This is a genomic window from Vibrio sp. Isolate25 (genome assembly GCF_022398025.1).
Taxonomy (GTDB): domain Bacteria; phylum Pseudomonadota; class Gammaproteobacteria; order Enterobacterales; family Vibrionaceae; genus Vibrio; species Vibrio coralliilyticus_A.
This window is the reverse complement of sequence record NZ_JAKEUT010000001.1, coordinates 412,109-438,890: the sequence shown is the minus strand read 5'-3', so window position 1 is coordinate 438,890 and position 26,782 is coordinate 412,109. Positions and strand designations below refer to the sequence as shown.

The window sequence follows — 26,782 nt, the reverse complement described above, 5'->3', positions numbered from 1 at the left end:
CGCAAGCTCGTGGGGATTTTTATATCTTGTCAATCGATAGCCTGCCAATGTGAAGGAGGAGCTAACCCCCAACGCTGCATTTCTGTAGCTGAATAAATCGCTCGTCCCTGCTCTCCGATGATTATAGGGATTTGATCGGCACTTTCTCCGTCTAATATTTTATTCACTAAGTTTGCTGCTTGCTTACCTTGGCTTTCTCCAAAAAGCACAACACCGCCACTTGCTTTCCCCTCACCGACAGCAAAGTCCCAAAAAGCAAATAAAGGAATCGTCGAATTTTCATTGGTCCATTGTAATATCTGCTCTGAAGGAACGCTTTCTCCATGCTCATCTTTCAAGGTATGGTAAAGACCAATAATGATGATGGATACATTGTCGGCAGCAGCACTTTTAATGGCGTTTTCCCATTCATGCTGTGTAGAAAGAAGTAAAATTTCAGTTTCAATACCTAAGTTATCTTTGATCATGTCATGTTGTCGCTCTATGTATTTGGCAGCAATCTTGGAAGTAATTCCAGAATCAAACATGACCCGTACTTTAAAATACCGCTCCGGATATATTACGCTCAGGTCGCCAAGAGTTTTAATATAAAGAGGAAGCTCTAGGACCCCTGTCACTTTAGCACTGCCTCGATACTGATAGAGTAGATAACGAGGATTGGCGTTCACACCTAAAAACACAATAGGAATAGACTCTTTATACAATCTAGGGAGCATGTAGCTCAGAGCATTATCATCGCCCAGAATCACTACATCAGGTTGCAAACTATAATAATAAGACAGGGCTTGATCCGCTCTAGCTTCAAACTCCTCCTTAGGTAACCTTTTGGTATCCATTTGGAATCGGTACAACACCGCAGATTGTGTTAAGGCCTCTTCAATCCCCTTCACGTAGCTTACATCCCATGGGTATTCCGCATGGTAACTTTCTATCAGCAGGACTTTTTCCGCTTGTGACACACTGGCATAAAACAATAAACACAAAACAAGTACCCTCATGGGCACCTCCTGAAACTGACACCTCACACTTTAGTTTAGAAGCAGAAACCATCTTTAGTGTGAATAGGTCATTATAAAACTTAATCAGCGCAAGCTATACTCAAGTAAAAACACGACTTTAGAGCCCTATGAGCCGCAGCAAAAAAGTAGAAGAAAGTATCAACAACCCGTTATATAGCCGAATTGGTCGTCGCATCATTTTACTCATGGTGACATTAAGCAGTGTAGTAACACTGCTTACTACACTGCTTCAGCTGTCATGGGACTATGACAAAGAGTTCGATGATGTAGACCAAAGGCACGTCGAAATACGGGATGTTCATGCGAATTTGTTAGCTTCTTCTTTATGGTCGTTTGACTTGGTGGTTCTGCAGGAGAGGTTGGATGGATTAGTTAACTTACCTAAAATTGACTACCTTGAAGTGAACTCGGGCAATTACACATTCAACTCAGGAAAAAAAGTCACAGGCAATGTGGTGAAGGCCACCTATTTACTGACCTACCACGATCTTGATGATGGCCATACCGAGGATATCGGCACCATTTATGTTGAGTCAAATGCTCAAGAAATCTATGACTACCTTATTCAGCAATTCATTTCTACACTGCTTCTAAATGCCTTCAAAACCTTACTCGTGTGCTCAGTGATGATGTTCATCTTCCACGCCAGTGTTAATCGTCGAGTTTTTCAGATCGCACAATATTTGAGAGCCTTTAACCCTCGTCATCCTAGCCCACCTTTAGTTTTAAAACACAAGCGTTGGATAACCGAGAAAAACGATGAGCTCGACTGGCTTGGCGAAGGTGCAAACAAGATCAGTAGCAATATCACCCTTCTCTACAACAACATCAAAGAAGAGCAAGAACGTTTGGCCGATTTTACTCATGTCTCTTCAGACTGGCTGTGGGAAACCAATGAGCTTGGACAACTCACCTACTGTTCCGAGCCAATGAAAGAAGTCCTCGGGCTGACGACGGTTCATAGACTTAGCTTCTCTGATATTCCTGATTTGCAAGAAGCGACAAAACTCCATAAAGCCATTGCAAAGCGCAATGACTTCACTCAAGTTGAAGAAAGTGTCACGATCCACAGCATCACTCGACACCTTCTATTCCAAGCCAAAGCCCGCTATGAGAATAGTCATTTCTTAGGTTTTCGAGGCACGGCAATCAATATCACCGAGCTTAAATTAACCCAGATTGAGCTAGAAGAACTCAACCAAAACCTTGAGCGTATGGTGGCTTCCAGAACCTTGGACCTCAAACAAAGTATGGAGCAGTTACAAGAGGCGCAAAACAAGTTAGTTGAATCAGAGAAGTTAGCTGCACTCGGTGGGTTAGTTGCAGGGGTCGCACATGAAGTGAATACGCCACTCGGCATCGCTGTAACTGCAACATCAGTAATACGAGACGCGACACGTCAACTCAACGCCGCGTTTGCCGCACAAACTTTGACCAGCAGTCAGTTTGAAATATTAATGAAACGGATGTCAGACAGCAGCCAAATGTTGGAACACAACTTAAGCCGCGCTGCCAAACTGGTTAAGGACTTCAAACAAACCGCCGTAGATCAGGTCTCCGAAGCACGTTCTCAATTTAATGTACAGCAAGTATTGGAAGCTCTATTAGCCAGCTTACACCCTGAAACTCGCAAGATCCCTGTCGAACCTCTTTTGACAGGAGATAACACCATTTTAATGAATAGCTTACCCGGTGTACTAACGCAGATTATTTCCAACTTAGTGATGAACAGTATCAATCATGCCTTTGAGCAGCAGCCTAATGCGGCGATCAGAATTCATTTCTATCAAGTTGATGACATGGTCTTGTTTGAATATCGTGATAACGGCAGTGGGGTTGAAGAGTCACTCCATCAAAAAATATTTGAACCTTTCTATACAAGCAAACGAGGGCTGGGTGGCTCAGGACTCGGGTTAAACTTGGTGTTCAACTTAGTCAAACAAAAATTAAAAGGAGAGCTGGAATTCAGCTCTCAACCAGGAGAAGGTGTAATGTTCAAGCTCATTTTGCCAATGAACTTACCTTCAGAATCCGAATAAAAGTAGCGCTTTAGTCAGGAAGCGAATTACGGATTTCGATGAATTCATCCCAGTGCTGAACAAGTAATTCAACCAGCTCTGGTTCGAAATGCTTGCCCTTTTGCGCCACCAGTTCGACCATAATATCTTCATCACTCCATGGTTCTTTGTAGCTGCGTTTAGACCCTAATGCATCAAACACGTCAGCTAATGCCGTAATTCTTCCGGTGACCGGGATATCTAAGCCAGACAAACCATTTGGGTACCCAGTGCCATCCCACTTTTCATGGTGATAGCCTGCAATTTCCTTAGCAACAGTAATCAGTCGACGCTTTGACTTACTGAGAATATCCACACCATAATCGACGTGCTTTTTCATGATCTCCCACTCTTCTGCATTAAGTTTTCCGGGCTTATGCAGAATAGAATCCGGAACCGCAACTTTACCCACATCATGCAGAGGTGAGGCATGTTTAATCATTGAAGCATCATACTCACTTAAACCATATAGCAAGGCCAACTTTTCACTGAAAAGAGAAACACGTTGCACGTGGGCACCTGTCTCTTTACTGCGCGCTTCCACCGCATTTGCTAAGTTGTAAACCAACTCTTTGGACGTTTCACGGATATCAAGCATCAAACTGAGATTCTCAAAAGTCAGCCCTATGTTCTGCATGTAGATTTCAAGCAACTGCATATCCAGCTCGGTCAACTCTCTGCTGACATTCACATATAAGATGCAATCGACACCCTGATCGTCATGCGTATAGAGCACATAGGCATCACCAAAATTCTCAGACTTCTGCCCCTCAAAAACCCGCTTGCATCGTTCTGCCACTACTTCTGGTAACTTTTCAAAGGCGCATTCACTGTAGTAATCGACGAAACTCCCCGTGGCAGCAAGTGTTAAAGCACGTGATTCTTCACCATTCGGTCTTGGTTGCACAATGCAGTAAAGAGCAGATTGATCCAGCTTGAGTAATGAGGTCAGTTGCTCCAACACTGAAGTCGCATAAGCTTGCAAAGTATTGGTGTTTTGAACATAGGCTGAAGCTTCTATCACCTTGCTTAAGCCTTTTTTTTGCTGCTCAATCAGACACAAATCCCGATAAGAGCGAAGCATAGAGTAAAGTAAGGTCTTCAGCTTTTGTGTCGTCAGTTCGGTTTTTTCTTTGTAATCATCGATTTCATATTCACGAATCACCGTATCTTCCGGTGCTTGCCCTGCCTGCCCTGTTCGCAAAACAAGGCGAACCAAGCCATTACCTAGCTCTTCACGAACATATTTGACTAATTCCAAGCCCGCATGTTCTGTTTCCATCACCACGTCGACAAGAGCAAGTGCGATATCATCAGATTCTCGGAAAATGTCTTTCGCTTCTGCTGCGGAATAGGCAGAGATGAGATCGAGATACCTGCCCTCAAACTCAAAATCTGACAGAGCCAGTTTCGTCACCTGATGCATTTGCTCATCATCATCAATGAGAAGCACTTTCCACGGTGGAGCCAAACGCTCAGCAGCACGGTTATCTTCACTGATTTCAGGCTGTTCTGACTGTCGATGGTCCGCAAACAATTCCATTTCTTGTCTAACCCCTTAATTACATTTCTCTAACTTAAGGTTTAGCACAAACTTATAGAAAAGGCTTACCTAGTAAATCAAACCGTTGCTTTTTTGTTGGTAGGCTCAGGTTTTTGATAACTCAGCAAATTTGAACATCAGATAGCTCGGGTGGCCACTATTTTCATTTACTGAATTTGATATACAGTTTTACGCTCAATGAGTGTAGGTTCTAGTTGAACGACTTGTGGCTCTGTTTCGCCACCATCGAGTTTTTTAAGCAATGCTTCAACGGCTGCTTTACCTAATCGATATTTAGGTTGATGGATGGTAGTTAACGCTGGTGTCATGAACTTAGAAATTTGAATGTCGTCGTAACCGACAATAGAAAGGTCTTGAGGAATACGAATCCCCTTTTCATTAGCCGCATTGATCACCCCCATTGCCATCATGTCATTACACACAAATATAGAGCTTGGAAGCGGGCCTTTGGCATGCATTTTAATAAAGGCCTCATGGCCGCCTTCACATTCAAAGTCAGCTTCAATAATCCAATTTGGATTAAATTCTAAGCTCGCTTCAATTAACGCACGTTTATAACCTTCGTAACGCATTTGTGCTTGGTGTTTAACCAAAGGACCGGTTATACAACCTATTTCTTTATGACCAGCTTCAATCAAATGCTTAGCAGCCATGTAGCCACCGCGTAGCGAGTTGTCCTGAATTTTATCACTGGTAAATAACATCGGTCCCCAGTCCATGACAACAACAGGAATATCAGGGTACTTTTCGAAGACATCGATACGTTCACCTTCCAATGATGAACACATCAAAATTAAGCCATCTACACGCTTTTGTAATAAGGTGTTGATCGACTCACGCATGCGTTCGTTATCCCCTTCAGTATTACAAAGGATCAAATTATACCCTTGCTGATAGCAACTACGTTCAACCCCTTTCACGACCTCACCAAAGAAGGGGTTCGTCGAAGTGGTCACGAGCATACCAATGGTTTTGGTACGATTCATCTTAAGGCTACGTGCAAGCGCGGAAGGCGTATAGTTGAGTTCCTGAGCAGCTTTGTTCACCCGCTCAGAGATTTCTTCACTCACATAACGAGATTTATTAATGACATGACTGACAGTTGAAGTGGAAACACCGGCGAGCCGGGCAATATCTTTCATTGTAGCCATGTAATTATCTCCTTATCTTTGACTAACTGTATTGCTCCAGAAAAGCGTCAACTTCAGCTCGACTAGGGATTGAAGTCTGTGCGCCAAAACGTGTGACGGAAATGGCCGCAGCAGCGTGAGCAAACTTTATCGCCGATTCTAGTGGTAAATCTTCCAATAAACCAGTGACTAAGGCCCCATTAAAGGTATCGCCTGCAGCGGTTGTGTCTGTTGCTTCAACTCTGAAGCCTAGGATTAGTTCACCACTGCCATTCTGACTTAGCCATACTCCTTTAGCCCCGAGCGTGATCAATACGATTTCTATACCTTTACGGTGAAGTGCATTTGCTGCTTCTTGGGCTGACTCGTTATCGATAACCGTCACACCAGTAAGCACTTCTGCTTCAGTCTCATTTGGGGTAATCACATCAATACAAGCAAGCAGCTCATCCGATAACTCACGCGCAGGCGCTGGGTTAAGGATGACGTTAGTTCTAGACGCTTTCGCGACTTTCGCGGCTTTTTCAATGCCACACATCGGCGTTTCCAACTGCATAAGAAGATAGTTGGCCTGACGGATTCGCTCTAGATCAACTTCAATCACGTCGTCAGTCAACTTCGCATTCGCCTCTGCAGAAATACAAATACTGTTCTCACCGCTTTCAGCTACCTGAATCATGGCAATTCCAGTCGGACAATTTGGCTGCATTTTGACGCCAGCAATGTTGATGTTGTCCATTTTGAAGTTTTCACGAATGTTGATACCAAACGCATCATCACCAACACAGGCGATAAATCCAGTATCTGCGTTTAATCGGGCAGCCGCTACGGCTTGGTTTGCCCCTTTACCACCAGGGATAACTTGATAATTGCGACCATGTAACGTCTCGCCCGGGCGAGGAAAAGAAGGCACTTGGAGAACATGGTCAGCGTTAACACTACCTAATACCACTAACTTATTCATACGGTTATCCTCGGTTCAATTGAACCTTATAATTTGGAACGGGAATAATAAGTTTGCACTCTCGCAAAAGCGCAAGCTTATTTACCCTCTTCCCCGAAACGACAGGTTGAAAATGGAGAAAAGGGCAAAATAACGATTACTTGGCAATCACTTTAAGTGGTACTGGGATGTACTCTTCTACAGCCTGACCTTTCAGTACTTTGTCTGCAGCTTCGATCCCCAGTGAGCCAATCAGATCTGGCTGTTGTGCGACTGTTGCCGCCAGTTTGCCGCGATTCACTGCTGCAATACCATCTTCAGTGCCATCAAAACCAACAATCATCACGTCTTTACCTGATGCTTGAACAGCACGTAAAGCACCCAGTGCCATTTCATCGTTCTGAGCAAAAACAGCTTGCACATTTGGGTTAGCAGCCAAGAGGTTTTCCATTACATTTAGGCCTTTGGTGCGGTCAAAGTCAGCAGGCTGGCTGGCCAGCAGCTCCATCTCACTGCCTTTCACTGCGTTCATAAAGCCTTCACCACGTTCACGCGCAGCTGATGTACCCGCAATACCTTCTAACTGGATCACTTTTGCTTTTTCACCCACTTTTTCCATGATGAAGTGACCTGCCATTTCACCACCAATCACATTATCAGAAGCAATATGGCTAACGACATCACCACGACTTGCACCACGGTCTAGTGTCAATACAGGGATCTTTGAGCGGTTAGCCATGCGAATTGCATTGGAAACGGCATCAGAGTCTGTCGGGTTAATCAGAATTGCCTTCACGCCACGTACCGTGAGATCTTCCACATTTGATAGCTCTTTGCTTGGGTCATTTTGTGAATCAAGAACAATCAGGTCATAGCCCAGCTCTTTCGCTTTCGCTTCAGCACCATCTTTCATCGTAACGAAGAAAGGGTTATTTAGCGTTGACAGTACGATAGCCATCGTATCCTGCGCTTGCGCCGAAACAGAAACGGTGGATGAAAGAAGTGCAGCAGAGATAAGAGTTGCGAGTTTTTTCATTGTGTTTAGTCCTTGTGTAGGGTGGCTCGGAGTACTTACCTCCAAGCCTTTTTATGAATTACTTGTTCTTGTTGTCGACCAGTACAGCCAGCAGAATAACCACAGCTTTAGCGATCATCTGGTAGTAAGATGAAACGTCGAGCAAGTTCAGAGCGTTGTTGAGGAAGCCGATGATGAGCGCACCAATTAATGTACCCATGATTCGGCCCTTACCGCCCATCAGACTAGTACCACCGAGTACAACGGCTGCGATGGCATCCAGTTCATAGCCCATACCAGCCGTCGGCTGAGCAGAAGAAAGACGAGATGTGATAATGATGCCTGCCAGTGCAGACAACAGGCCACATATAGCGTAAACACCAACCTTAACGCGATCAACGTTGATGCCAGATAGGCGTGTCGCAGATTCGTTACCACCTAATGCATACACATAGCGGCCAAAGCGCGTGTGGTTAAGTAGGTACCAGGCCGCAGCGAAAACGATGACCATCAACCATACTGGAACCGGAATGCCCAAAGCGTAACCTGTACCAAACCATGCGAAAGCATCAGCGGTATCGGTAAAGCCTGTCGAAATTGGACGACCATCGGTGTAAACCATAGTGACGCCACGCAACAAGGTCATGGTTACCAGTGTTGCGATAAACGCTTGCACCTTGCCTTTGGCGATGATGATACCGCTGATCGCACCCAGTGCCGCTCCAGCAAACAAGGCTGTTGGAACCGCGACCAATACAGGCACTTCCAAAGCGATCAAACTGGCGGCAAAGGCACCACATAAGGCCAGAACCGAGCCGACACTCAGATCAATCCCTGCGGTCAAGATAACCAACGTCATACCTACTGCAATAATTGCGTTTACGGAGGTCTGACGCAGAATATTAAGAATGTTATCGACCGTAAAAAAATTGGGGTTAAGGAACGATACAACAACAATCAGGAAGATAAGTGCAATGAGCGACTTTTGTTCAATCAGCCACTCTTTGCTGAACAGCTTCTTGCTGCCCGCTTCGTTTGGTTTGCTCATGGTATTAGTACTCATGCTGCTTCCTCATTTATTTCTTTGCCTACTGCACACGCCAACAACTTCTCCTGATCGGCGTCTTTGGCATCAAACTCACCACTAATGCGGCCTTCATGCATCACGATGATGCGGTCGCTCATTCCCAAGACTTCCGTCATTTCTGAAGAAACCAGAATGATACTCATGCCATCGGCTTTGAATTTGTTGATGAGCTGGTAAATTTCTTTCTTTGCACCGACATCGACACCACGGGTGGGCTCATCAAGGATCAGTACTTTAGGTTTAGTCATCAGACCTTTCGCTATCGCCACCTTCTGCTGGTTACCACCAGATAGATTGCCAATGATCTGATCGCGAGTTGGGGTCTTGATGTTGAAGAGTTTGATGAAGTCTTCTACGGCAACCACTTCATCGCTATGCTGAATTCGACCACCTTTGGTTAACTTATCCAGAGAGCAAAGCGACATGTTCTCTTTTACTGACAAGCCTAAGACTAAGCCGTCACCCTTACGGTCTTCAGAGATATAAGCGATACCGTTAGCAAGGCCATCTTGTGGGCTCACTGGGTTGATGGTTTTGTTATTCAGATTGATTACCCCGCGTTCACTGGGTAGAGCGCCATAGATAACTTTCATCAACTCAGTCCGTCCAGCCCCCATCAAACCCGAGACACCGAGTATCTCACCACGCTGGAGTTTAAAACTGACATCGTGAACGCCAGATCCCGTTAGCCCAATCACTTCAAGGCAGATGTCACCGTGTTGAACGTCAATACGTGGATATTGCTCATCTAGCTTACGACCAACCATCATTTCAATCAGTCCATCTTCGTTGGTAGACGCTACAGAGCACTCTCCAATGAACTTTCCGTCACGAAGCACTGTGATGTCATCGCAGATTTCAAAGATCTCTTTCAAACGGTGAGAGATGTAAACAATGCCGCAGCCTTGTTCACGCAGTTCGCGAATCACGCTAAACAGAGACTCTGTTTCTGTATCGGTTAGCGCATCCGTTGGCTCATCCATAATGATGACTTTAGATTCAAATGACAGCGCTTTGGCAATTTCTACCATTTGCTGCTCACCGAGACTGAGCTCACCCAACAATTGTTTAGAGCTGTGCTTAACATTGAGCCTCGCTAAAAGCTTGTCGGCTTCGGCGTACATCCTATCCCACAGAATACGCCCCATTACGCCTGTACATTCTCGGCCAAGGAAAATGTTTTCAGCGATGGTCAATTCAGGGATCAGGTTAAGCTCTTGGTGAATGATACTGATGCCAGCTTCCTGTGAATCGCGTGGGCCATTAAACGCAGCTGGTTGACCTTGGTAATGAATGCTGCCTGAATCTTTACTGTAGATCCCAGTTAGCACCTTCATCAAAGTGGATTTACCCGCGCCATTTTCTCCCATCAAAGCCATAACTTTTCCGGAGTAAACGTTCAGGCTGGCTTTATCCAGAGCTTTCACACCGGGAAATGCCTTCTCAATTTCGCTCAGTTGTAGGATAGCTTGAGTCATAATTGGTCCTCAGTCTCAAACGGCTTAAAACACAACGCCCGCTTGAAAAATAACGTTCGCATAAGGTGTACATTCACCAGTTCGGACAACAGCACGGCTATGTTGCGTGCGTGTTTTGAATTCTTCATGTGATACATAAGTCACTGTGATTGCTTTTCCTGTCGTTTCCTCTTCAACACGCAGTTCCGAAATCAAAGCTTCATGGTGTGTTGGACTAACAGACGCAAACTCTTCTGCAATCACTACCCCTTCAATCTGTGATTCTGAAAGAATTACTCGAACCGTTTCTAGAAAACTCGGAACCCCATGGGTCAAGGCTAGGTCTAGACGCTGAACTTGCTCTGGGATTGGCAGGCCAGCATCACATATCGTGATTTCATCAGTATGGCCTAGTGATGCGACCAAGTAGGAAAGTTCAGAATTTATCAGGGTACTTTTTTTCATTTCATTGACCTATCGAATGCACGTTCAAACTGCAATAACCTTAACTTTTATTAACAAAAAACTCATCGAAACGTTTCGATGAAATCATAAGCTCTACCGGCATTTTTGCGAGAGTCTCATTCATAGAGTGTGAAACGGATCTTTAATTGATGTTTCTGACAGCACCAAACAGTGACCTAATTCACCGAATTTAACGTTTAGAAAGCATCTAAAGTGCGACTTATCACTCGTAATTTACACACTTGGTTTATGATTTTAGGTATAGTGTCGCAAACAAAATTACAGAGAAAAACAATGAAGAGACTAATTGTCATCCTTGCTACTGGTTTCGCTTTGAACGCCTGCAAAGCCGAAGTCGGCACACAAGATTGGTGTGACAATATGCAAGAAAAGCCCAAAAGTGAGTGGAATGCACAAGGGGCATTAGATTTTGCCAAGCACTGTGTATTTCAGAATACAGTTGGCAGTGAAGCTTGGTGTCAGAGCGTATCAGACAAACCAAAAGGCGACTGGACTGCAAATGAAGCCACCAGCTACGCCAAGCACTGTATCCTTTAGCAGAACTCACCGATCTGTTTCTGAGTATTTGACCACTCAATAGCTCAATAGCTCAATAGCTCAATAGCTCAATAGACAGGTTTATCAGCGGGTATCTGATTAATTGTAGGGAGAATACTTCTCCCTCAACTTCTGATACATTCCCTTTGCTATTAATGACAATAAAACCATCAAGTCTATCTATCGTTAGGCTCGGCAACTGGCTAGAAGGTAAAAAATGAACAATACATCCATGGTATACGCAGGTTTTTGGATCCGCTTAGCGGCATCAATCATCGACACGATACTACTGTTACTCCTCATTACACCACTTATGCACTGGGTTTATGGGGAACTCTATTGGAGCTCAGATGATTTCCTGCTGGGTGGTTGGGATCTGGTGCTCAATTGGGTTTGCCCTCTCATTGCGACTGTCGCATTTTGGGTCTACCGCTCCGCAACTCCGGGAAAAATGGCACTCAAGCTGGAGGTATTGGATGAAGAAACAGGCCACCGACTGACATTGTCTAAGTCACTCCTTCGTTATCTCGCTTACTACGTCAGTGCAATTCCACTCTGTCTCGGTTTTATTTGGATTGCTTTTAATGGAAAGAAACAAGGTTGGCATGACTTGATCGCCAAAACGGTTGTCGTGCGCAAAGTAACCGAACCTGTAAAACAAACACAATTTCTTGGCTAAACAGAAGGGGGAATCCCCCTTCTGTCATTGGCTACGCAGGACGACCTATAGAGTAATATTGAATTCCTCGACTCGAAAGGCGTTCTGGCTCATACAGGTTTCGGCCATCAAAGATCACTGCTTGCTTAAGCACCTGTTTAATGAAATCGAAGTCCGGCGCTTTAAAATTCTGCCATTCGGTGCAAATGATAAGCCCATCAGCCCCACTCAAAGCCGCTTCTTTGGTTCCCATCAAGCTCAAATCTGAGCGAGTGCCATAAATTCGTTGCGCCTCTTCCATTGCTTTGGGATCAAAAGCTTGAATCTTGGCGCCCGCTTCCCATAATGATTCCATCAAAACACGGCTAGGCGCTTCACGCATATCATTGGTACGCGGCTTAAAAGCCAGCCCCCACAAGGCGAATGTCTTGTTGCGTAGATATTCTCTACCACCAAAATGGGCCTGCACTAAATCAAACAACTTGCGTTTCTGATAGAAATTCACATTCTCTACAGCTTTTAGAATCTCACTACTGTAACCAAAGCTTTCAGAGGTTTTGATCAATGCCTGAATGTCTTTCGGGAAACATGAACCGCCATAACCACAACCAAAAATTGCTACTTTCATCATCACACCAATGTTTATCACACTGATGTTCAGTTTGTTGAGCAAACGTGACATGACGCTTAAGGTTTTGCGGCAGTATTTTTACAGTTGATGATAGTTCGTTGACTCACTGAGTAGCAGACAGAGGATCCAGAGAAAGGGCAATCCGAGTGCCTTTATTCACTTCACTTTGAACATTAATCGCACCCGCTAATTTTTGTGTACAAATGTTATAAACCATGTGTAGACCGAGTCCAGTCCCTCCTCTAGCTCTCAACGTAGTAAAGAAAGGTTGGAAGATTTTCTTTTGATTTTCGGGTGTGATCCCAACGCCATTGTCTTCAATTACAATATTAATTTTGCCATTGATTTCTTTGGCATTAACGATGATAACCCGCTCATGACTTAGCCCTTCACCATTAAAGCCATGAAGTGCACTGTTGTTGAGTAGCTCTTCAATCACACACTGAAGTGATATCGGCGGCAAAAAGACCTGAAGTGACTCGTCACATTGTATATCGACGTCAATGGATTTATCCAAGAGTGTCTCATTCACATGGAGTACAGCATCGATAATCATCTGCTTTAAATCGACCAGTTTTGGTTCCTCTGTGGTCATTTTTTGGTTGATCTGTTTCAGCTTGCTGACCAAATCGACAGAACGTTCGACATTATTCACAACCATTTCAACACACTCATTCGCCACAGTCAGGAACCGATTCAAATCCTCCGTCGTGATGGTTTTTTGAACAAACTTCTTGGCCACTTCATCAAGTTGCTCACTGAGTACCGAAAGGCTTGTGACTGAAATACCCAACGGCGTATTGAGCTCGTGAGCAACACCGACAACCATTCCTGTCAAAGCAGACATTTTCTCCGCTTCCATCAGCTGGTCTTGAGTGCGCTTAAACTTCTCAATCAGCGTCTGAATGGAGTGTTCACTGGTTTCAATTTGCATCGCCTGATTTTCGATTTCATCTTCGACTTCATCTATTAAAGAGCGTAAGCTGACGATCATCGAATGAAGTGAATTAGCCATGACATCTTTATCGCTACTTGGAACCACGGCAACATCATCAAGATTTCCTTTTGCTACGTGGTGTAAAACTTCAATATTCGCTTCCAGTCTGTCCATCAAGCGATTAAAGGAAATGGCAACATCTCCAGCTTCCGTACCAAACTCAACAGGGACACGCTTAGAGTAATCACCATCTCGGCTAATGTCTTCAATCACTCTTAAGGTCTCCAGCCAACTCATTTGAACCCCGTGTTCAGTGACATTCAAACCCAACTGTTCATCTTCAGGAGAGACTCTATCAAGATGGAAGCATTTCAATAGCCGGAAGCATAAATAGGAATTCGCACCAGCCCAAAGCAAAATGGCCAATAGACCAATAACTTGCACCGCCACATCCCACAATAGATCACCATTTTGAGTTAGGCTCAATGAGTACCCTGTATAAAGGACACCTAACATGCCACAGAAAAGGTGGACAGGAATAGCACCAACGGGATCGTCAATACGCAAGGCGACAAGTATTCTTTCTCCGTAATAAACGGTGAAGGATGCCAATATTCCGAGCAGAACCACCTCGAAAGTACTTAAGATATTTGCGCCTGCTGTCACGATGACTAAGCCGCCTAAAACACTATTCAAAGTAACAAAAACAGGGACATGCTGAGACCGATGAACAAGCATAAGCGTCACAAACCCTGCAACGGCACCGCATAGCAGGGTGTTAAACAGTACCACTGGCACACGGGCGTCAAACTGGTAGAAACTTCCTCCATTGAACCCTAACCATGCAAATACCATAAGAAATACGCCTATTGTGACTAACGTATGGTTATAGGATGGGATTTCATTGACTTGTTGAGGGCTAATAAACCGGTCTTTACGAGGGCCAATGATCATAGTACCGACTAAACCAATCATTCCACCCACAACGTGAACAGTAGCACCGCCAGCAAAGTCCTGAAAACCTAATGTATAAAGCCAAGAGTTTGGATTCCACGTCCAATACGACACTACCGGATAAGTGAGAATACCTATAAACGCAGAAGCATAAATGTAGCCGCGAAAACTCATCCGCTCCGCAACACAACCAGAGACAATAGTGGCCGCTGTTGCAACAAACATCAGATTAAACATCACAACAGGTAAATCATCAGCCGCAAGTGGGAAAGTATCGAATGACAGTAGTGAGCGACCTTGAGCTAAATGAAAACCGACCAGCACATAAACCACAGACACGACTAGGAAGTCAGCCATGTTCTTCATTGCGACATTAACAGAGTTTTTCGCACGAACACAGCCTGTTTCTATCAGAGTAAAACCAGCTTGCATGAAAAAGGCGATACACGTGCAAACTAGCAACCACAGAAGAGACATAAAGTCTGTCCCAGCCATACTTACCTTTAGAGTTATATTCCCTACTTACCAGTAAGCGTAGCGTAGTCAATGACGTTCCACACTGATACCTAAGGGTTATAATTTTCAAAACGCACATTTAAGCCGTAACAGGTCTTTACCAAAAATTGACCAATAAAGTGTGGCAGCCTGTTTAAGATTTCACTAAACTATCGCTGTTGTGGGTGCATACCTCATCTCACTCTTCCCTATTTCGAAGCTCCACTCAGTTCATTTACCTTTGAAATAGGCTTTCTCATAAACTAGAAGCAATTAGTGTATTCATTTATGGACCAAGATAAGTTTACTCATATCTATCGTTTGCCGACCGCGACTCAAATTCGCATAGCCAAATGGCAGCAAACATTTAATGGCACTTCGGATTTGGTGCTACATCAGGCGATAGAAACACGGAATAAGCAATATCGTAAGCCTAATTTTTTTCCGACAGGCTGGAGTGTAAGTCTGTTCGACAAAGAAGACATTTCGATTACCAATCATGGCAAGTATATCCAGACAGCGATGAGAACCATGGTGGACAGGAAAGTTTCCTACAAACGTATTTATTTAACACGTATGCCTATCGAAGAAGCCGAGCCTGCATTACTCCAATTTAAACTCGAATGGATTTCTAAACATAACCACGTGGCACGCAAATACAACCAAATTAAGAAAAAGGAATTTCTACGCTACGCTCGTGAAGAGGAAGAAACATTATATCCGTCCATCCCTAAAGGTGGCTTCGATAAAGCACTTTGGAACCGATTGGTCAAATCAGAGCTTGGCCCGGAAAAGAAATTCGACAATCCGTATTTCGTAAAAAAAGCTAAAGTCTAAAATCTCAAAATGCAGCTAAATAGCTGCATTTTTGTTATTCATATTTTTCCATAATTTCTCGATACAAAGACTGACCAGACTCTCCTTTCGTGCTTTTGAGCATATCCATACCCTTCTGCAATTTAGCAATGACTTCTGGCTTTACATCTACATTAAATGCGAAATAGACCTGCCCCTCTCTGACCACATACACTGACTCAAAGAGATCAGGATCCACATTTGCCTGCTTAGCCCACCATATGGCTGCACGATGCGCATATACGAAAAGATCAATCCGCTTTTTCATCAGTTGTTCTGCTAAGGTGGTGACATAATTGGCTTCTTGCATCGAATTTCTAGGTAGCCCCATGGCTAGCAATGTCTGCTCCCCAATATCATCCCTAATAACGCCAATGCGATAATTCGCCATATCCATCGGTTTATCGATGCTAATACCGGCGTCTTTACGAGCCATCACGACAATCTGTATCTCTGCTATTGGTCCAACCCAATGAAATAAAGGCTCTCGATGCTCGGAGCGAGTGGTAGAAAATAACACTGAATCATCCCGCGTTAGGACAGTTCTATAGGAACGAGCCCAAGGCTGTAAAGTCACTTGTGACAACTCAACTTCTTCGCCTACCATTTTGCTTGCTGCACGCAGAATTTCGACCGCATATCCTGTAATCTGATCATTTTCAATATAGTTTGCAGGAGGATAAGATTCGGTGAAATAAGAAAGCTCGCGTAGGTCATCTGTTGAACCGGAGACAGAGACCGAAGAAAAGAATATTGACCACGCAATAATTAGTGACTGAAGAGAAATTATTCGCTTCATGACAAACTTCCCGCTAGTGAGTACTTTATAAATTTAGTCCACCAAATGGGAGTTCTAAAGAAAATAGAGCAATTAAAGTAAGCCGCTACGCTTCAACCCGCGACGAACGCCAGTACACATTTTGCCGAAACGACGAATTTCATCGAATTGTGGAATAATACCTCGGGCTATCGCAGACTCCCAATAACACAGTTCGGAATCTAGCAACTCTAACAATTTTTTAGGGCAACCCACACAATTCCCCTTTGAGCCGCAAATAAATGTCTCTGGAGCGTAAATGGGTAGTTCCTGCTTCACTTGTTCTATGATAGCAAGCATAGCACTCACTCTATCTGGCTTTTGATTCATAGCTTGTCATGGTGGTCATTCTGAAACAGGCATTATAAAGTTCGAGAAAGGGCTGCCAATACCCACTAAGAATTACTGGTTGCCATATTTGAACGCGGCTTACTCGGGCATTGATGTTTGGGCACTTTAACAACGAGATAAACAGCGAGAGCTGCTAGCGCAAACCCTAACATGGCCAAGCGATCAAACGACTCATCAAAAATGAACCATGCTTGTATTGCTGTCATCGGTGGTACAAGGTAAAACACCGATGCAACCTTTGAAGATGCGCCATTTTCCACCATATAGAGCAACAATAATATGGCGACGCAAGAGAGTACGACCACCAACCATACTAACGTTAGAATGAATTCAAGCGTCCAGTTAACCTGCATAGTTTCAAAGCTCATCGCATAAGGCAGAAATACACATCCCGCTGCTAAATACTGAATCAAAGCGCTACCCACCATATCGACACCTTGACAGAAACGCTTCTGATAAAGAGTACCTAGCGTAATACCAACTAAAGAGAGAATACACAAGCCAATTGCCACCACCTTATGGGTTTCATCTTGCCATTGGGTTTTGCCTATCAGTACAAGGCTAATACCAACGAATCCCAAGGCTAAACCAAACCACTGCGAAAGCTTGAAGTACTCCCGCTGGAAGACGACCAGTAATACCGCAGTTAATATGGGTTGTATTCCTACTAACAATGAACTCAAACCAGCCGGCATACCGAGTTTTATTGCTATATAAGTGCCACCCAAATAAAAACCATGAATCAAAACACCGACCATACAGCTGTGCCAGAATAACTTTCCCTTCGGTATGGACCGTCGAAGCAAGGTAACCAGTAACCAAAAGAATCCAACATTTGCCAACATACGTAGCGTCAATAATGTCGCCGGTTCTGCGTACTGCAAGCCAAATCTTGCTCCAACAAAGCCCGATGCCCAAAGCACGACAAATACAAACGGGATCAACTTCACCAACATGTGATTTCCTCTGGCTCTTACACTTTAATTAGCGCTACTTTAATAAGGGACAGAAAATACAAAAAGACACAGATTAGGAATTTTAAATGGGTACAGATTTTCAAACCGACAAGAAGTTCACACAAGTGGAACAGCATATACGGCTGGCAATTAGCAAAGGTGTATATCAACCCGATGACAAGCTTCCCTCTATCCGACAGTTGGGTGCAGATCTCAATGTCAGCAAAAATACCGTGATTCGTGCTTATCAGGAGATGGAAGCCGCTGAACTCATTTATGCTGTACCAAAGTCTGGTTATCGTGTTAAAGCCTTGCGCTCAACGCAAACACAGCGACACCAACCGCAATCAGTCGACTTACTGTCCGTTTCCAGAGAGATACTTAGCTATCCGGAGGAAAAAGAACTTTTACCAACGGGCTCAGCTCATCCAAACATTAACGCGCCAGCGATCAAAACACTTTATGCCGAAATCGGTCGCCACAGCCGAATACAGAGCCATATGCCCAGCCACTATCAATTACCGCCGGGCAACAAGAAACTGATTAAACAACTATCTAGAATCAGCCGCGACCTCGGAGTAGAAACCAGCTTGGATGACATTGCCATTACGCACGGTGCCCAGCAAGCTATCAGCCTTGCTCTACGAGCCTTGACTAAACCTGGAGATATTGTAGCTGTAGAGTCTCCCTGCTATTTTGGCAACTTACTTTTAATGGAATCTCTTGGGTTGCAAGTCGTTGAAGTTCCTAGCTGTATCCGCCACGGAATGGATCCACAAGCGTTAGCCAATGCAATACAAGAATGGCCTATCGCAGTGATTCTTATCACCCCCAACTTTGCTAACCCAACTGGCTCTCGGATCCCAGAAGAAAGACGATTAGAGCTACTCAAAGTTTCTCGGGATATTCCAATTATCGAGGACGATGTGTTTGGCGCACTTACCTTCGATGATGGAATCCCCCCTTTAAAGACACTCGATACTCAAGATCGTGTCATCTACGTAAATTCACTATCGAAAGTATTAGATTCTCGCTTGCGAATTGGCTGGATTCTTGCGGGTCAATATCACTCTGCAATTGAGAAGTATCTGATCTGCGATAACATGGGTAGCCTTAATTTGATGCAATCCGCGGTAGGAGAATTTCTCTCTAGTGGTAAATATCGTCAGCACACTAATAAAATGAAACGCATCTATCAACACAACACACGGCGTTTCAGCCAGCAGCTTACAGAGGCATTAAATCAATACTCTGAACTGAAAAACCACTATCATCTTTCCCAGCCTCAAGGCTCTTTTCTAGTTTGGTTGGCTTTACCAAAGTCGGTAAACAGTTTTGAACTTTATCAGCAATGTAAGAAGCACCGAATCAGCATCTTACCCGGCACGGTCTTTGCCACGGAAGGTCAGTTTAGCCATTGCATTCGCTTAAGCTGCGCCAATTTTGAAGATAACTTAGTATGGCAGCGAGGTCTCGAACTTTTCGCAAAGCTGGTCTATCAACAGTTCACCCGTCACAGTGAAAAAGAAACAGCAATAAACCTCTGATCAAACATTTAAATTTAGTTATCTCTCTCGTATATTGAAACGACATACAAGCCTATTCATCACAAGGACAAACACTATGACTCCAATCACCGCAGAGGAAGTACTGTCATTTTGGTTTGAGGAATTAGAGCCAAAAGATTGGTTCATTAGTAGTGAAACTATAGACAATAAGATTCAACAACGCTTCGGCGATCTTATAAAGCGTGCAGCCCAATGCGAACTGTACAGCTGGCGAACCAATGCTTTAGGTCGCCTAGCTGAAGTAATAGTACTCGACCAATTTTCACGTAATATTTACCGAGGGACTCCGAGTGCTTTCGCGCAAGATCCTCTTGCTCTTTCATTAGCACAAGAAGCTATCGCTTTAGGAAAAGACGCTGAATTAACGCCCCAGCAGCGCGCTTTTCTTTACATGCCTTTCATGCACAGTGAATCTGCCTTAATCCACGAACGTGCGGTGGAATTATTTCAAGCGCCAGGAATGGAAAACAACTACGAGTTCGAAATCAAGCATAAAGTCATCATTGACCGATTTGGCCGCTACCCACATCGAAATAAAATACTAGGTCGCGAAAGTACTGAAGAAGAAATTGAGTTTCTAACTCAGCCAGACTCTAGCTTTTGATCCTATTGGTTTTTCAACTTGCATTTTGCCCATCACAGCGCTTAATGATGGGCAGTAAAGCCCTTTTTTATAAAGCAAGTCATTAACAGGGCTCTATTTTCTGACCAGCTTAATTTGTGTTAGCGTATGAATGATTATTCTGATTGCTATGGAGTAGCCAAATATGATTGAAGTAAAAGGATTAGATCACGTCGTCCTACGAACAAACAAGATTAAAGATATGCTCCACTTCTACCAAGACATCTTTCATTGCCCTATTGAACGGGAACTTCCAGAACTGGGCCTAACACAGCTCCGAGCTGGTGACGCCCTCATCGATCTTGTTCGTGTTAATAGTGAGCTGGGTAAACTAGGAGGCAAGGCCCCCAGCCAGAATGGCCGTAATGTCGATCACTTCTGCCTACAAATTGCCCCGTTCGAAGAAGATGAACTGCTGAGCTACCTCGATCAATGTGGTCTAAATTACGAACCGTTTGCCGAGCGTTATGGGGCACAAGGCTTCAGTCGTTCAATCTATGTCTATGACCCAGAAGGCAATGTGGTCGAGCTCAAGGCAAAACTAACGCCATAGCAGTATAGAATAACTACTATGCTCCAATCACCAAACTAACTTTCAGTTTTGCCATTTTGCTAATCGCAAAGTGGCAAACTCTTCAAAAAATATAGAGCACACTTACTTCAGGAATAATCATGATCAGACATATTCTTCTCATTCAGTTTAAACCCGATACTACACCACAACAGGTGGAAGATCTGAAGGCGTCTTTCCTATCTATGACAACCAAAGTCGAAGGTGTCGATAGCGTAGAGTGGGGGCTCAACGACAGCCCAGAAGGAAAAAACAAGCATTACACACACTGTGTAATGATGACATTTTCTGATGAAGATGGTCGCAACCATTACTTGCCACATCCTGAACATGAGGCTTTGAAAGACATCTTCAGGCCTATCCTAGAAGACATTGTTGTATTTGATTACACCGTATAGCGCAATGAACCTTCTGCAATCCATCCCTGACGATCTATCAGAAGAAGTTTTTGAAGACCTTCTGTCTGGTCATTCTTTTCGTCTTGAGCGCATCGTCTCGAAGGGGCAAAGTTCCCAGCCAGATTTTTGGTATGATCAAGACGAACATGAATGGGTCGTGGTGCTAACAGGCTATGCTCGCCTCCAGTACCTTGACGGAGAGGAAGTTGAGCTGAGGGCCGGTGACCATCTCAAGATCCCGGCCCATACTAAGCATAGAGTCAGCTACACCACGCCAGATGAAGAAACGATCTGGCTTGCCATCTTTTATAAGGACTGAGCATGATCTCTTGTAACCAATACGATTACATCGAAATAGCTTGTCTTTACCATATCCCTGTTCGGTTGGTAATGGAGTCAGGCCAGATTGTTGAAGGCAAAGCAAAAACCACTAGCTACGATGAACACCGCAGAGAGTGTATCGTTATAGTATCCTCTACAGGCGATCGTCACGTACCTACTGAAAGTTTGGTATCCATGACAGCTCTCATAGAGAACCCACATTTCACAGAGGTAATATTCACTCAAGTCAGTTAGCTGACTCTACAACGCCAACCGGCTTGATGTTAAACTGCCCTTCTATTCAATTAGTGGTTAAAAGGTATTTCGATGAACCCAATTTTAGAGACGCTGAAAGAGAACGACATCAGCGACGAGCAAATCAACGAACTGTTTCAGACATTGACCCAAAACCCTCTAGCAGCAATGGCCACCCTCAGCCAACTTGGTCTGCCACAAGAGAAGCTACAACTTCTTATGGGCCAAGTGATGCAAAACCCTGCTCTCATCAAGGAAGCCGTTGAAGAGCTTGGGTTAGACTTCTCTAAAGTCGAAGAAGCAAAAGCAAAACTTCAGAACTAGACTAAGACTAAATAGTCGGCTTCATGTTCTCGGTTTATGGGAATAAAGCCTAAATAAAAACAAAGGGCCTGCAATCGCAGGCCCTTTCACTTAAGAAGTTGTGTTTTTAATCTAATCTTAATGTCACGCCTGAGTAGCTAGAGTAGCCTCTTAGCATTACATGGTAAGTCGTACCCGGTGTTGCTGATAAGCTACACTGTTCGCTGTTACCGTAACGGTATGGGCGACAGTCATAGTTGCCAGTTGTAGGTTGACTACCTGCTTTAACATAAAGGTCCGCATCACCAGTACCACCAGAGATAGAAACAACAACACTTGACGCAGAATCTACCGTAAACGTGTAAAACGTTTCAGAAGAACTAGAGCCTGATAGGTTAGTCACTGGAGTGCCTTTTACCAGAACGTTTGGAGAAGGTGTACCACAAGATGCGTTTACGCCTACTGTAGTAAATGCCTCTTCAACATCAGACACGTTGTAACCCATATCGGCTGCTGCTTTTGCTACACCACATGCACCTGCGTCGAATGTGCTGTTCGCCGTCCAGTAAAGCTGGTTAGCCAATGTAAAGATCTCAAAACCTTTACGTACGTCCCAACCCGCTTTGTTCGCCAACAAGTAGAATGCTCGGTTATACACACCACTTGAATAGTGAACATTTAGGCCATCGTAGTACTGAGAAGCGTGGTCAATAGAGCGACCGTCTTTTGATGGCAGATCGAAGTAACGTAGACCACCTTCAGACTTAAAAATGTCCGCACCTACAATCCAGTCAACCGAGCCTTTCATGTAGAATTCCGCTGCTTCACCTGCGATATCAGAGAAAGCTTCGTTCATACCACCTGACATGTTGGAATACACTAACCCTGAGTTTTGCTCTGTAAAACCGTGGCTCACTTCGTGTGCACTTACGTTAATATCAACCAGCGGGTAGAATGTGTTCTTGCCATCACCAAATGTCATGGATGAACCATTCCAGAAAGCATTTTCGTAGTCAGTTCCATAATGAACACGCATGGTTAACTGGAAAGTTAACGGTGATGTATTCATCCAGTCTTGATACATATCAAAAACAACTTTACCAAAGTAATGCGCATCATTGAGAGGCGAATACGCACCATTCACATATTTGTGGTCGTTGTAGTTGGTATCATCACTACATGGGTAACTAAATGCTGAGCTGCCTGACTTACCGCCATTCAAGTCCACCGTTTTTACCGCTGGGGTATTCATCGTACAGGTTGTACCTGTTTTATCGACAATAAAACCCGGATAGTCCGTACCGTAGTTGTATTGACCTGTCTTTTCGTTACCACCAGGGCCTGTACCTGTCGCTTGAGCGTGGTTTATGCCTTCCCAATGTTTCAGCACTTCGCCAGTTGTAGCATCAACCAAGTAGAATGGGCGTCTTGGTACCTTTGCCGCAACAAAAAAGTCTACCATGTAAACGACTTTTGCGGTTTGAGAGTCATCAAGCCACACCATCAGCTTCGATTGGGAGTTTTCGAACGGAGCATCAGAAGCCCCGAGAGAGTGCTTCTTAAATGCGTTTTTCGCTGCTGCGAGCGCTTGTTTCTCATCCAGAGTGGGGGCAACAGTTGCCAAGTCACCACTGATTCCCTGTGCCATGACGCCGTAAACTTCACTCTGGCTGCTTTTTGTCTGAGTGGCGACCACTGAGGTGTTGAACACCGGAAGACCCATGTGGGTTTGTTGATAACGAACCTTCACTTTACCATTCGGCAAAACAACTCGTTTCACTTCAGCGAAGCCGGTTTCCAATGGGACGACGCTGTTTGATTGAGCGTTTAACACTTGCTGTAGTAATGCATCATTTTCAACTTTAACCATCTCTGCGGCTGTTGCTGGTAGGCTAGCTCCTAATCCAGCAGCAATCAGATAAAGCATTTGACGTTGTTTCATTTTACTTTCCTGTTATTGGTATAAAATCCTTCTCCCCAACGGCTCAATAGGAAGTATCTCTGCGATAAATCGCACCAATAACATGAGTGATAGCCACACATTCAAGCAAGTTACATACAGAAAAATAATTTATTAGGTGGCAACAAAAATCCACACCAATTACTCATTAAAATTTTAATTAAAGAAAATTCGATCAGAAAGTGATCATAAAAACAAACAGATACCAACTAATGATAATTTTATGCAATCAAAAGAGGACATATTTTTATCATTAGTGACACGTGATGCTCAGTCACTTTTTTCCTTTTCATTTCATAAATTTACAGAACATCAGATATAATAAAGGCCCTACACGCTGTAGAGCCTTAATGACATAACAAATTGTAGTTAGATTAGCGACTTAGTGTGTAGCAGCACTCCAAATCATAGTCGTCACCATTCTTTGCCGTATACTCTTTTGCTTCAGTACATGCACGTGGTTTGCCTTTCTCATCCCCTTTCACCAAGCTGATCCAATGGCGCATCGCGGAAATTTCACTGCTTTCCTGAGGAAACATAGTGCAGGTCTCTAGTTGGATGTCATCAATTTCAACCAACTCGACACAGCCTGTGCCTTTTTGATTGCCGAATGTCAGTTCAACATGGCTTCCTGTACCATCTCTAAACAAGATAGATTCAGGGTCTTCTTTCTCACCAGTGTAAGCAACAAAGTGTTTAGAGTGCTTCAAACCACTGTGACTACCATCTTTGAAATAAGCCATTACATGGCGATAGTCGATAACATATGCAGTAACATCTTTATGTGATCCACTCTCAAGTGGAAATAAACGATCTAGCAGTTGTTTTGCTTTTACTTGCTTCTCGGTGGTTTGATTTGAATTCATCTTTTCTACCGCGAAGACTGCTTCAGCGATAAATGGCTTGTCTTGTTTTTGGATTTCTGTTTTATCGAAAGTAAGCATATTCATAGTGTTTCCCTCGCGGATATTTCACAACTTTTCTGTCCTAGAGCAAATATTTCAAACTTGCGTTTAACTGTTTGCAGATTTGTGACTTTGCTTACTTTGTATACTAGTGAAATTTTGACTACAATTTCACAACAAAAATTTTACAATGTGAATTTTACAAAATGATGCTGTCAAAAAGTCTAATTCGTCAGTCCCACTTTTTAGGGACCAAGATTCGAAACCTACGTAAACGCAACCATTTAACCATGGAAGATCTCTCGGCTCGCTGTATACGGGTTAATCCAGAATACGCCCCTTCTGTCTCCTATCTATCAATGATTGAGCGTGGGAAGCGTGTCCCTAGTATTGATATGTTGGAGGTCATCGCTGAAGTCTTCCAAAAAGATCCGACCTGGTTTCTGGATGATGAACCTGAGCAGGCCGACATCACACCTGATAAAGGTAATAGAGGTGGCATTAGTGGAATGGCACTTGAGCCAAGCTTCCTCTTCTCTAATGAGATTCTACAAATTGCTATTCCAGAAATGCTCTCTCAAACCGGTATTACTGGCCGCCAGTTTGCTCACTTATTGATCCGTGCCCATCAGGAAAGCAACCAAAACCACTTTCCTGATCTAGAACGTGCTGCGGAAGAAGTCGGATTGAAACGCCTTAATTTGTCTGCAGAAGATCTAATGGATATTGCTCGTAGTATGGGGCTAACGATACGCTGGGTGTCACGCCCACCGCAAGATATCGTCGATGAGCTTGGAGTCAGCGCAAAGCAGGTCGTGACCTCTTTCTTTGAACCGCCTGGTTTTATCTATTTAAACGAGATTCTGAAACAATACCCGACTCGCCTGAAATACGATTTGGCCGTCTACATCGGCCATTGTGTCCTGCATAGTAAAGAGGGATTAAAGAGCGTCTTGTCTGTTGGTCACGCCAATAGCTGGGAAGAACACAACCAAGCCGCACCAACCTCAGATCTCAACTCTCAGGATATTTTACAAGCATGGCGAGATTTTGAATCGAGCTTTTTTGCTGGTGCTCTGTTATGTCCAAAGGTGCCTTTCCGCCAGTTGCTCGACCGTAGCGGTTACGAGATTGATGTTCACCTCAAAGCAGGGGTTTCCCCTTCTGTAGCAATGCGCCGAATGACGGTGGTGTCACCTTATCCACACTGGCATTACTTTGATGCCTATGGCCAGAACAAACTAAAAGCGGTTTATCGCGGTAATGGCATCCCACTTCCTTGGGGAAACATGCGTAAGGTTAACGACCCTTGTCAGCACTGGGCGGTATTCAGAAGGCTTTCTGAGCCTCAAAACGGCAGCTCAGCGCAAATCTCTATTCTCAATGTTGGTGACGAGCCAAGAATCTACTGCTGTGAGTCAGTCAACATGACAGATCCTGCGGGCAACAATCGAGTTCTCTGCGCGGGTATCGATTTGAACCCAGCGATAGATGCTCAAGGTGGTGATTCACGCAGTATCGCCGAAGAACTGAAATCTTTGTGTGTTGATAACGGCGGTAGTGCTTCGATTCCTCGCCATATCCAGAGAGAATTCACCACGATTGCCAAGATTCTCAATATTAACTGGATTGAGCGAGGTATTCAGACCGACGCAAGGGTGATCTGTTCCAGAGGCGCTGTGTGCCCTCGAAAACCAAGCTGCTATAACGGATGTCAGGAAAATGTACTGATGTGAGTTGTAAGGGCCTAAAAGAAAAAAAGCCAATCACAATAATCGTGATTGGCTATATATGAATGTGAACAAAAAATAAGGTTCACTAACAACGTCAGTTGGCTAGGTGACCCTCGGCTTAATAAGGGTCATCACTACTAAAGCATGAAGCGTGCCAACTTTAATTATCAATAAAAACCATTGTTTTTGTTCACTTC

The 26,782-nt window shown here is 44.1% G+C and carries 27 protein-coding genes; 12 read left to right on the top strand and 15 right to left on the bottom strand.

Annotation, left to right across the window (positions count from 1 at the left end; all coding sequences use genetic code 11):
- Positions 1–29: 29 nt before the first annotated feature.
- Entirely contained in the window at positions 30–998 is a 969-nt protein-coding gene (locus tag L1D15_RS01990) for an ABC transporter substrate binding protein (protein ID WP_239835364.1), read from the bottom strand.
- A gap of 128 nt (positions 999–1,126) precedes the next feature.
- On the opposite strand from L1D15_RS01990, the gene L1D15_RS01985 reads away from it, so the two are divergent.
- Positions 1,127–3,058, top strand: coding sequence for an ATP-binding protein (locus L1D15_RS01985; RefSeq protein WP_239874496.1), 1,932 nt, complete (start codon positions 1,127–1,129; stop codon positions 3,056–3,058).
- Between the two features lie 10 nt (positions 3,059–3,068).
- Here the strand turns inward: L1D15_RS01985 and L1D15_RS01980 are convergent, their stop codons facing one another.
- From L1D15_RS01980 to rbsD, 7 genes are all read right to left on the bottom strand, one after another.
- Positions 3,069–4,619 (bottom strand): response regulator, encoded by a 1,551-nt coding sequence (locus L1D15_RS01980; RefSeq protein ID WP_239874495.1) that lies wholly within the window; start codon positions 4,617–4,619, stop codon positions 3,069–3,071.
- Positions 4,620–4,786: 167 nt separating this feature from the next.
- On the bottom strand, positions 4,787–5,791 hold the full coding sequence (locus tag L1D15_RS01975) for a substrate-binding domain-containing protein (protein ID WP_239874494.1): 1,005 nt from the start codon (positions 5,789–5,791) through the stop codon (positions 4,787–4,789).
- Positions 5,792–5,813: 22 nt separating this feature from the next.
- Complete coding sequence (gene rbsK, locus L1D15_RS01970; protein WP_239874493.1) at positions 5,814–6,734, bottom strand: ribokinase; 921 nt, start codon at positions 6,732–6,734, stop codon at positions 5,814–5,816.
- 136 nt (positions 6,735–6,870) lie between these two features.
- On the bottom strand, positions 6,871–7,749 hold the full coding sequence (rbsB, locus tag L1D15_RS01965) for a ribose ABC transporter substrate-binding protein RbsB (protein WP_239835369.1): 879 nt from the start codon (positions 7,747–7,749) through the stop codon (positions 6,871–6,873).
- Between the two features lie 58 nt (positions 7,750–7,807).
- Entirely contained in the window at positions 7,808–8,791 is a 984-nt protein-coding gene (gene rbsC, locus L1D15_RS01960; RefSeq protein ID WP_239874492.1) for a ribose ABC transporter permease, read from the bottom strand.
- Positions 8,788–10,293, bottom strand: a complete 1,506-nt coding sequence (gene rbsA / locus L1D15_RS01955; protein ID WP_239863836.1) for a ribose ABC transporter ATP-binding protein RbsA — start codon at positions 10,291–10,293, stop codon at positions 8,788–8,790. The genes rbsC and rbsA overlap by 4 nt, the downstream gene beginning before the upstream one ends.
- Positions 10,294–10,317: 24 nt before the next feature.
- Entirely contained in the window at positions 10,318–10,737 is a 420-nt protein-coding gene (rbsD, locus tag L1D15_RS01950; RefSeq protein WP_239863835.1) for a D-ribose pyranase, read from the bottom strand.
- A gap of 294 nt (positions 10,738–11,031) precedes the next feature.
- Between rbsD and L1D15_RS01945 the strand changes: the two genes are divergently transcribed.
- Positions 11,032–11,295, top strand: coding sequence for a DUF3012 domain-containing protein (locus L1D15_RS01945; RefSeq protein ID WP_239874491.1), 264 nt, complete (start codon positions 11,032–11,034; stop codon positions 11,293–11,295).
- A 217-nt stretch (positions 11,296–11,512) separates the two neighbouring features.
- Positions 11,513–11,974 (top strand): RDD family protein, encoded by a 462-nt coding sequence (locus L1D15_RS01940; RefSeq protein WP_239863834.1) that lies wholly within the window; start codon positions 11,513–11,515, stop codon positions 11,972–11,974.
- 31 nt (positions 11,975–12,005) lie between these two features.
- Here L1D15_RS01940 and L1D15_RS01935 read toward each other — a convergent pair whose 3' ends face one another.
- Entirely contained in the window at positions 12,006–12,635 is a 630-nt protein-coding gene (locus L1D15_RS01935; protein WP_275658272.1) for a UDP binding domain-containing protein, read from the bottom strand.
- A gap of 52 nt (positions 12,636–12,687) precedes the next feature.
- The gene (locus tag L1D15_RS01930; RefSeq protein WP_239874490.1) at positions 12,688–14,970 is read right to left on the bottom strand and encodes an ATP-binding protein; all 2,283 of its coding nucleotides are present in this window, start codon (positions 14,968–14,970) and stop codon (positions 12,688–12,690) included.
- Between the two features lie 288 nt (positions 14,971–15,258).
- On the opposite strand from L1D15_RS01930, the gene L1D15_RS01925 reads away from it, so the two are divergent.
- A complete protein-coding gene (locus tag L1D15_RS01925; RefSeq protein WP_239874489.1) occupies positions 15,259–15,807 on the top strand; it encodes a hypothetical protein in 549 nt (182 codons plus the stop codon).
- A gap of 34 nt (positions 15,808–15,841) precedes the next feature.
- On the opposite strand, the gene L1D15_RS01920 is transcribed toward L1D15_RS01925, so the two are convergent.
- From L1D15_RS01920 to L1D15_RS01910, 3 genes are all read right to left on the bottom strand, one after another.
- Entirely contained in the window at positions 15,842–16,624 is a 783-nt protein-coding gene (locus tag L1D15_RS01920) for a transporter substrate-binding domain-containing protein (RefSeq protein ID WP_239874488.1), read from the bottom strand.
- Positions 16,625–16,696: 72 nt separating this feature from the next.
- On the bottom strand, positions 16,697–16,972 hold the full coding sequence (locus tag L1D15_RS01915) for a hypothetical protein (protein ID WP_239863827.1): 276 nt from the start codon (positions 16,970–16,972) through the stop codon (positions 16,697–16,699).
- 65 nt (positions 16,973–17,037) lie between these two features.
- Positions 17,038–17,949, bottom strand: a complete 912-nt coding sequence (locus L1D15_RS01910) for a DMT family transporter (RefSeq protein ID WP_239874487.1) — start codon at positions 17,947–17,949, stop codon at positions 17,038–17,040.
- Between the two features lie 86 nt (positions 17,950–18,035).
- Here L1D15_RS01910 and L1D15_RS01905 point away from each other — a divergent pair, with 86 nt between their 5' ends.
- The 7 genes from L1D15_RS01905 to L1D15_RS01875 all read left to right on the top strand — a co-directional run bounded on the left by L1D15_RS01905 (position 18,036) and on the right by L1D15_RS01875 (position 22,008).
- Positions 18,036–19,496: a PLP-dependent aminotransferase family protein gene (locus tag L1D15_RS01905; protein ID WP_239874486.1), complete on the top strand. Its 1,461-nt coding sequence runs from the start codon at positions 18,036–18,038 to the stop codon at positions 19,494–19,496.
- Positions 19,497–19,572: 76 nt separating this feature from the next.
- Complete coding sequence (locus L1D15_RS01900; protein WP_239863822.1) at positions 19,573–20,121, top strand: DUF924 family protein; 549 nt, start codon at positions 19,573–19,575, stop codon at positions 20,119–20,121.
- A 163-nt stretch (positions 20,122–20,284) separates the two neighbouring features.
- Positions 20,285–20,692, top strand: a complete 408-nt coding sequence (locus L1D15_RS01895; RefSeq protein ID WP_239863820.1) for a VOC family protein — start codon at positions 20,285–20,287, stop codon at positions 20,690–20,692.
- Between the two features lie 119 nt (positions 20,693–20,811).
- A complete protein-coding gene (locus tag L1D15_RS01890; protein WP_239874485.1) occupies positions 20,812–21,108 on the top strand; it encodes a Dabb family protein in 297 nt (98 codons plus the stop codon).
- A 4-nt stretch (positions 21,109–21,112) separates the two neighbouring features.
- A complete protein-coding gene (locus L1D15_RS01885) occupies positions 21,113–21,427 on the top strand; it encodes a cupin domain-containing protein (RefSeq protein ID WP_239874484.1) in 315 nt (104 codons plus the stop codon).
- Positions 21,428–21,429: 2 nt separating this feature from the next.
- Positions 21,430–21,684 carry a Rho-binding antiterminator gene (locus L1D15_RS01880; RefSeq protein ID WP_239863818.1) on the top strand — a complete coding sequence of 85 codons (255 nt, stop codon included), beginning with the start codon at positions 21,430–21,432 and terminating at the stop codon, positions 21,682–21,684.
- Positions 21,685–21,756: 72 nt separating this feature from the next.
- The gene (locus tag L1D15_RS01875; RefSeq protein WP_239874483.1) at positions 21,757–22,008 is read left to right on the top strand and encodes a DUF2999 family protein; all 252 of its coding nucleotides are present in this window, start codon (positions 21,757–21,759) and stop codon (positions 22,006–22,008) included.
- A gap of 106 nt (positions 22,009–22,114) precedes the next feature.
- Here L1D15_RS01875 and L1D15_RS01870 read toward each other — a convergent pair whose 3' ends face one another.
- Together L1D15_RS01870 and L1D15_RS01865 are read right to left on the bottom strand one after the other, a co-directional pair.
- Complete coding sequence (locus tag L1D15_RS01870) at positions 22,115–23,929, bottom strand: M4 family metallopeptidase (RefSeq protein WP_239863816.1); 1,815 nt, start codon at positions 23,927–23,929, stop codon at positions 22,115–22,117.
- A gap of 392 nt (positions 23,930–24,321) precedes the next feature.
- Positions 24,322–24,897 (bottom strand): hypothetical protein, encoded by a 576-nt coding sequence (locus L1D15_RS01865; RefSeq protein WP_239863814.1) that lies wholly within the window; start codon positions 24,895–24,897, stop codon positions 24,322–24,324.
- A gap of 161 nt (positions 24,898–25,058) precedes the next feature.
- Here L1D15_RS01865 and L1D15_RS01860 point away from each other — a divergent pair, with 161 nt between their 5' ends.
- On the top strand, positions 25,059–26,588 hold the full coding sequence (locus tag L1D15_RS01860; RefSeq protein ID WP_038158333.1) for a DUF3612 domain-containing protein: 1,530 nt from the start codon (positions 25,059–25,061) through the stop codon (positions 26,586–26,588).
- Positions 26,589–26,782 lie beyond the last annotated feature (194 nt).

Bases quoted from the DNA above. Each gene is read 5' to 3' on its own strand.
- L1D15_RS01990 (WP_239835364.1), bottom strand. From the start codon at position 998: ATGAGGGTACTTGTTTTGTGTTTATTGTTTTATGCCAGTGTGTCACAA.
- L1D15_RS01985 (WP_239874496.1), top strand. From the start codon at position 1,127: ATGAGCCGCAGCAAAAAAGTAGAAGAAAGTATCAACAACCCGTTATAT.
- L1D15_RS01980 (WP_239874495.1), bottom strand. From the start codon at position 4,619: ATGGAATTGTTTGCGGACCATCGACAGTCAGAACAGCCTGAAATCAGT.
- L1D15_RS01975 (WP_239874494.1), bottom strand. From the start codon at position 5,791: ATGGCTACAATGAAAGATATTGCCCGGCTCGCCGGTGTTTCCACTTCA.
- rbsK (WP_239874493.1), bottom strand. From the start codon at position 6,734: ATGAATAAGTTAGTGGTATTAGGTAGTGTTAACGCTGACCATGTTCTC.
- rbsB (WP_239835369.1), bottom strand. From the start codon at position 7,749: ATGAAAAAACTCGCAACTCTTATCTCTGCTGCACTTCTTTCATCCACC.
- rbsC (WP_239874492.1), bottom strand. From the start codon at position 8,791: ATGAGTACTAATACCATGAGCAAACCAAACGAAGCGGGCAGCAAGAAG.
- rbsA (WP_239863836.1), bottom strand. From the start codon at position 10,293: ATGACTCAAGCTATCCTACAACTGAGCGAAATTGAGAAGGCATTTCCC.
- rbsD (WP_239863835.1), bottom strand. From the start codon at position 10,737: ATGAAAAAAAGTACCCTGATAAATTCTGAACTTTCCTACTTGGTCGCA.
- L1D15_RS01945 (WP_239874491.1), top strand. From the start codon at position 11,032: ATGAAGAGACTAATTGTCATCCTTGCTACTGGTTTCGCTTTGAACGCC.
- L1D15_RS01940 (WP_239863834.1), top strand. From the start codon at position 11,513: ATGAACAATACATCCATGGTATACGCAGGTTTTTGGATCCGCTTAGCG.
- L1D15_RS01935 (WP_275658272.1), bottom strand. From the start codon at position 12,635: ATGTCACGTTTGCTCAACAAACTGAACATCAGTGTGATAAACATTGGT.
- L1D15_RS01930 (WP_239874490.1), bottom strand. From the start codon at position 14,970: ATGGCTGGGACAGACTTTATGTCTCTTCTGTGGTTGCTAGTTTGCACG.
- L1D15_RS01925 (WP_239874489.1), top strand. From the start codon at position 15,259: ATGGACCAAGATAAGTTTACTCATATCTATCGTTTGCCGACCGCGACT.
- L1D15_RS01920 (WP_239874488.1), bottom strand. From the start codon at position 16,624: ATGAAGCGAATAATTTCTCTTCAGTCACTAATTATTGCGTGGTCAATA.
- L1D15_RS01915 (WP_239863827.1), bottom strand. From the start codon at position 16,972: ATGAATCAAAAGCCAGATAGAGTGAGTGCTATGCTTGCTATCATAGAA.
- L1D15_RS01910 (WP_239874487.1), bottom strand. From the start codon at position 17,949: ATGTTGGTGAAGTTGATCCCGTTTGTATTTGTCGTGCTTTGGGCATCG.
- L1D15_RS01905 (WP_239874486.1), top strand. From the start codon at position 18,036: ATGGGTACAGATTTTCAAACCGACAAGAAGTTCACACAAGTGGAACAG.
- L1D15_RS01900 (WP_239863822.1), top strand. From the start codon at position 19,573: ATGACTCCAATCACCGCAGAGGAAGTACTGTCATTTTGGTTTGAGGAA.
- L1D15_RS01895 (WP_239863820.1), top strand. From the start codon at position 20,285: ATGATTGAAGTAAAAGGATTAGATCACGTCGTCCTACGAACAAACAAG.
- L1D15_RS01890 (WP_239874485.1), top strand. From the start codon at position 20,812: ATGATCAGACATATTCTTCTCATTCAGTTTAAACCCGATACTACACCA.
- L1D15_RS01885 (WP_239874484.1), top strand. From the start codon at position 21,113: ATGAACCTTCTGCAATCCATCCCTGACGATCTATCAGAAGAAGTTTTT.
- L1D15_RS01880 (WP_239863818.1), top strand. From the start codon at position 21,430: ATGATCTCTTGTAACCAATACGATTACATCGAAATAGCTTGTCTTTAC.
- L1D15_RS01875 (WP_239874483.1), top strand. From the start codon at position 21,757: ATGAACCCAATTTTAGAGACGCTGAAAGAGAACGACATCAGCGACGAG.
- L1D15_RS01870 (WP_239863816.1), bottom strand. From the start codon at position 23,929: ATGAAACAACGTCAAATGCTTTATCTGATTGCTGCTGGATTAGGAGCT.
- L1D15_RS01865 (WP_239863814.1), bottom strand. From the start codon at position 24,897: ATGAATATGCTTACTTTCGATAAAACAGAAATCCAAAAACAAGACAAG.
- L1D15_RS01860 (WP_038158333.1), top strand. From the start codon at position 25,059: ATGATGCTGTCAAAAAGTCTAATTCGTCAGTCCCACTTTTTAGGGACC.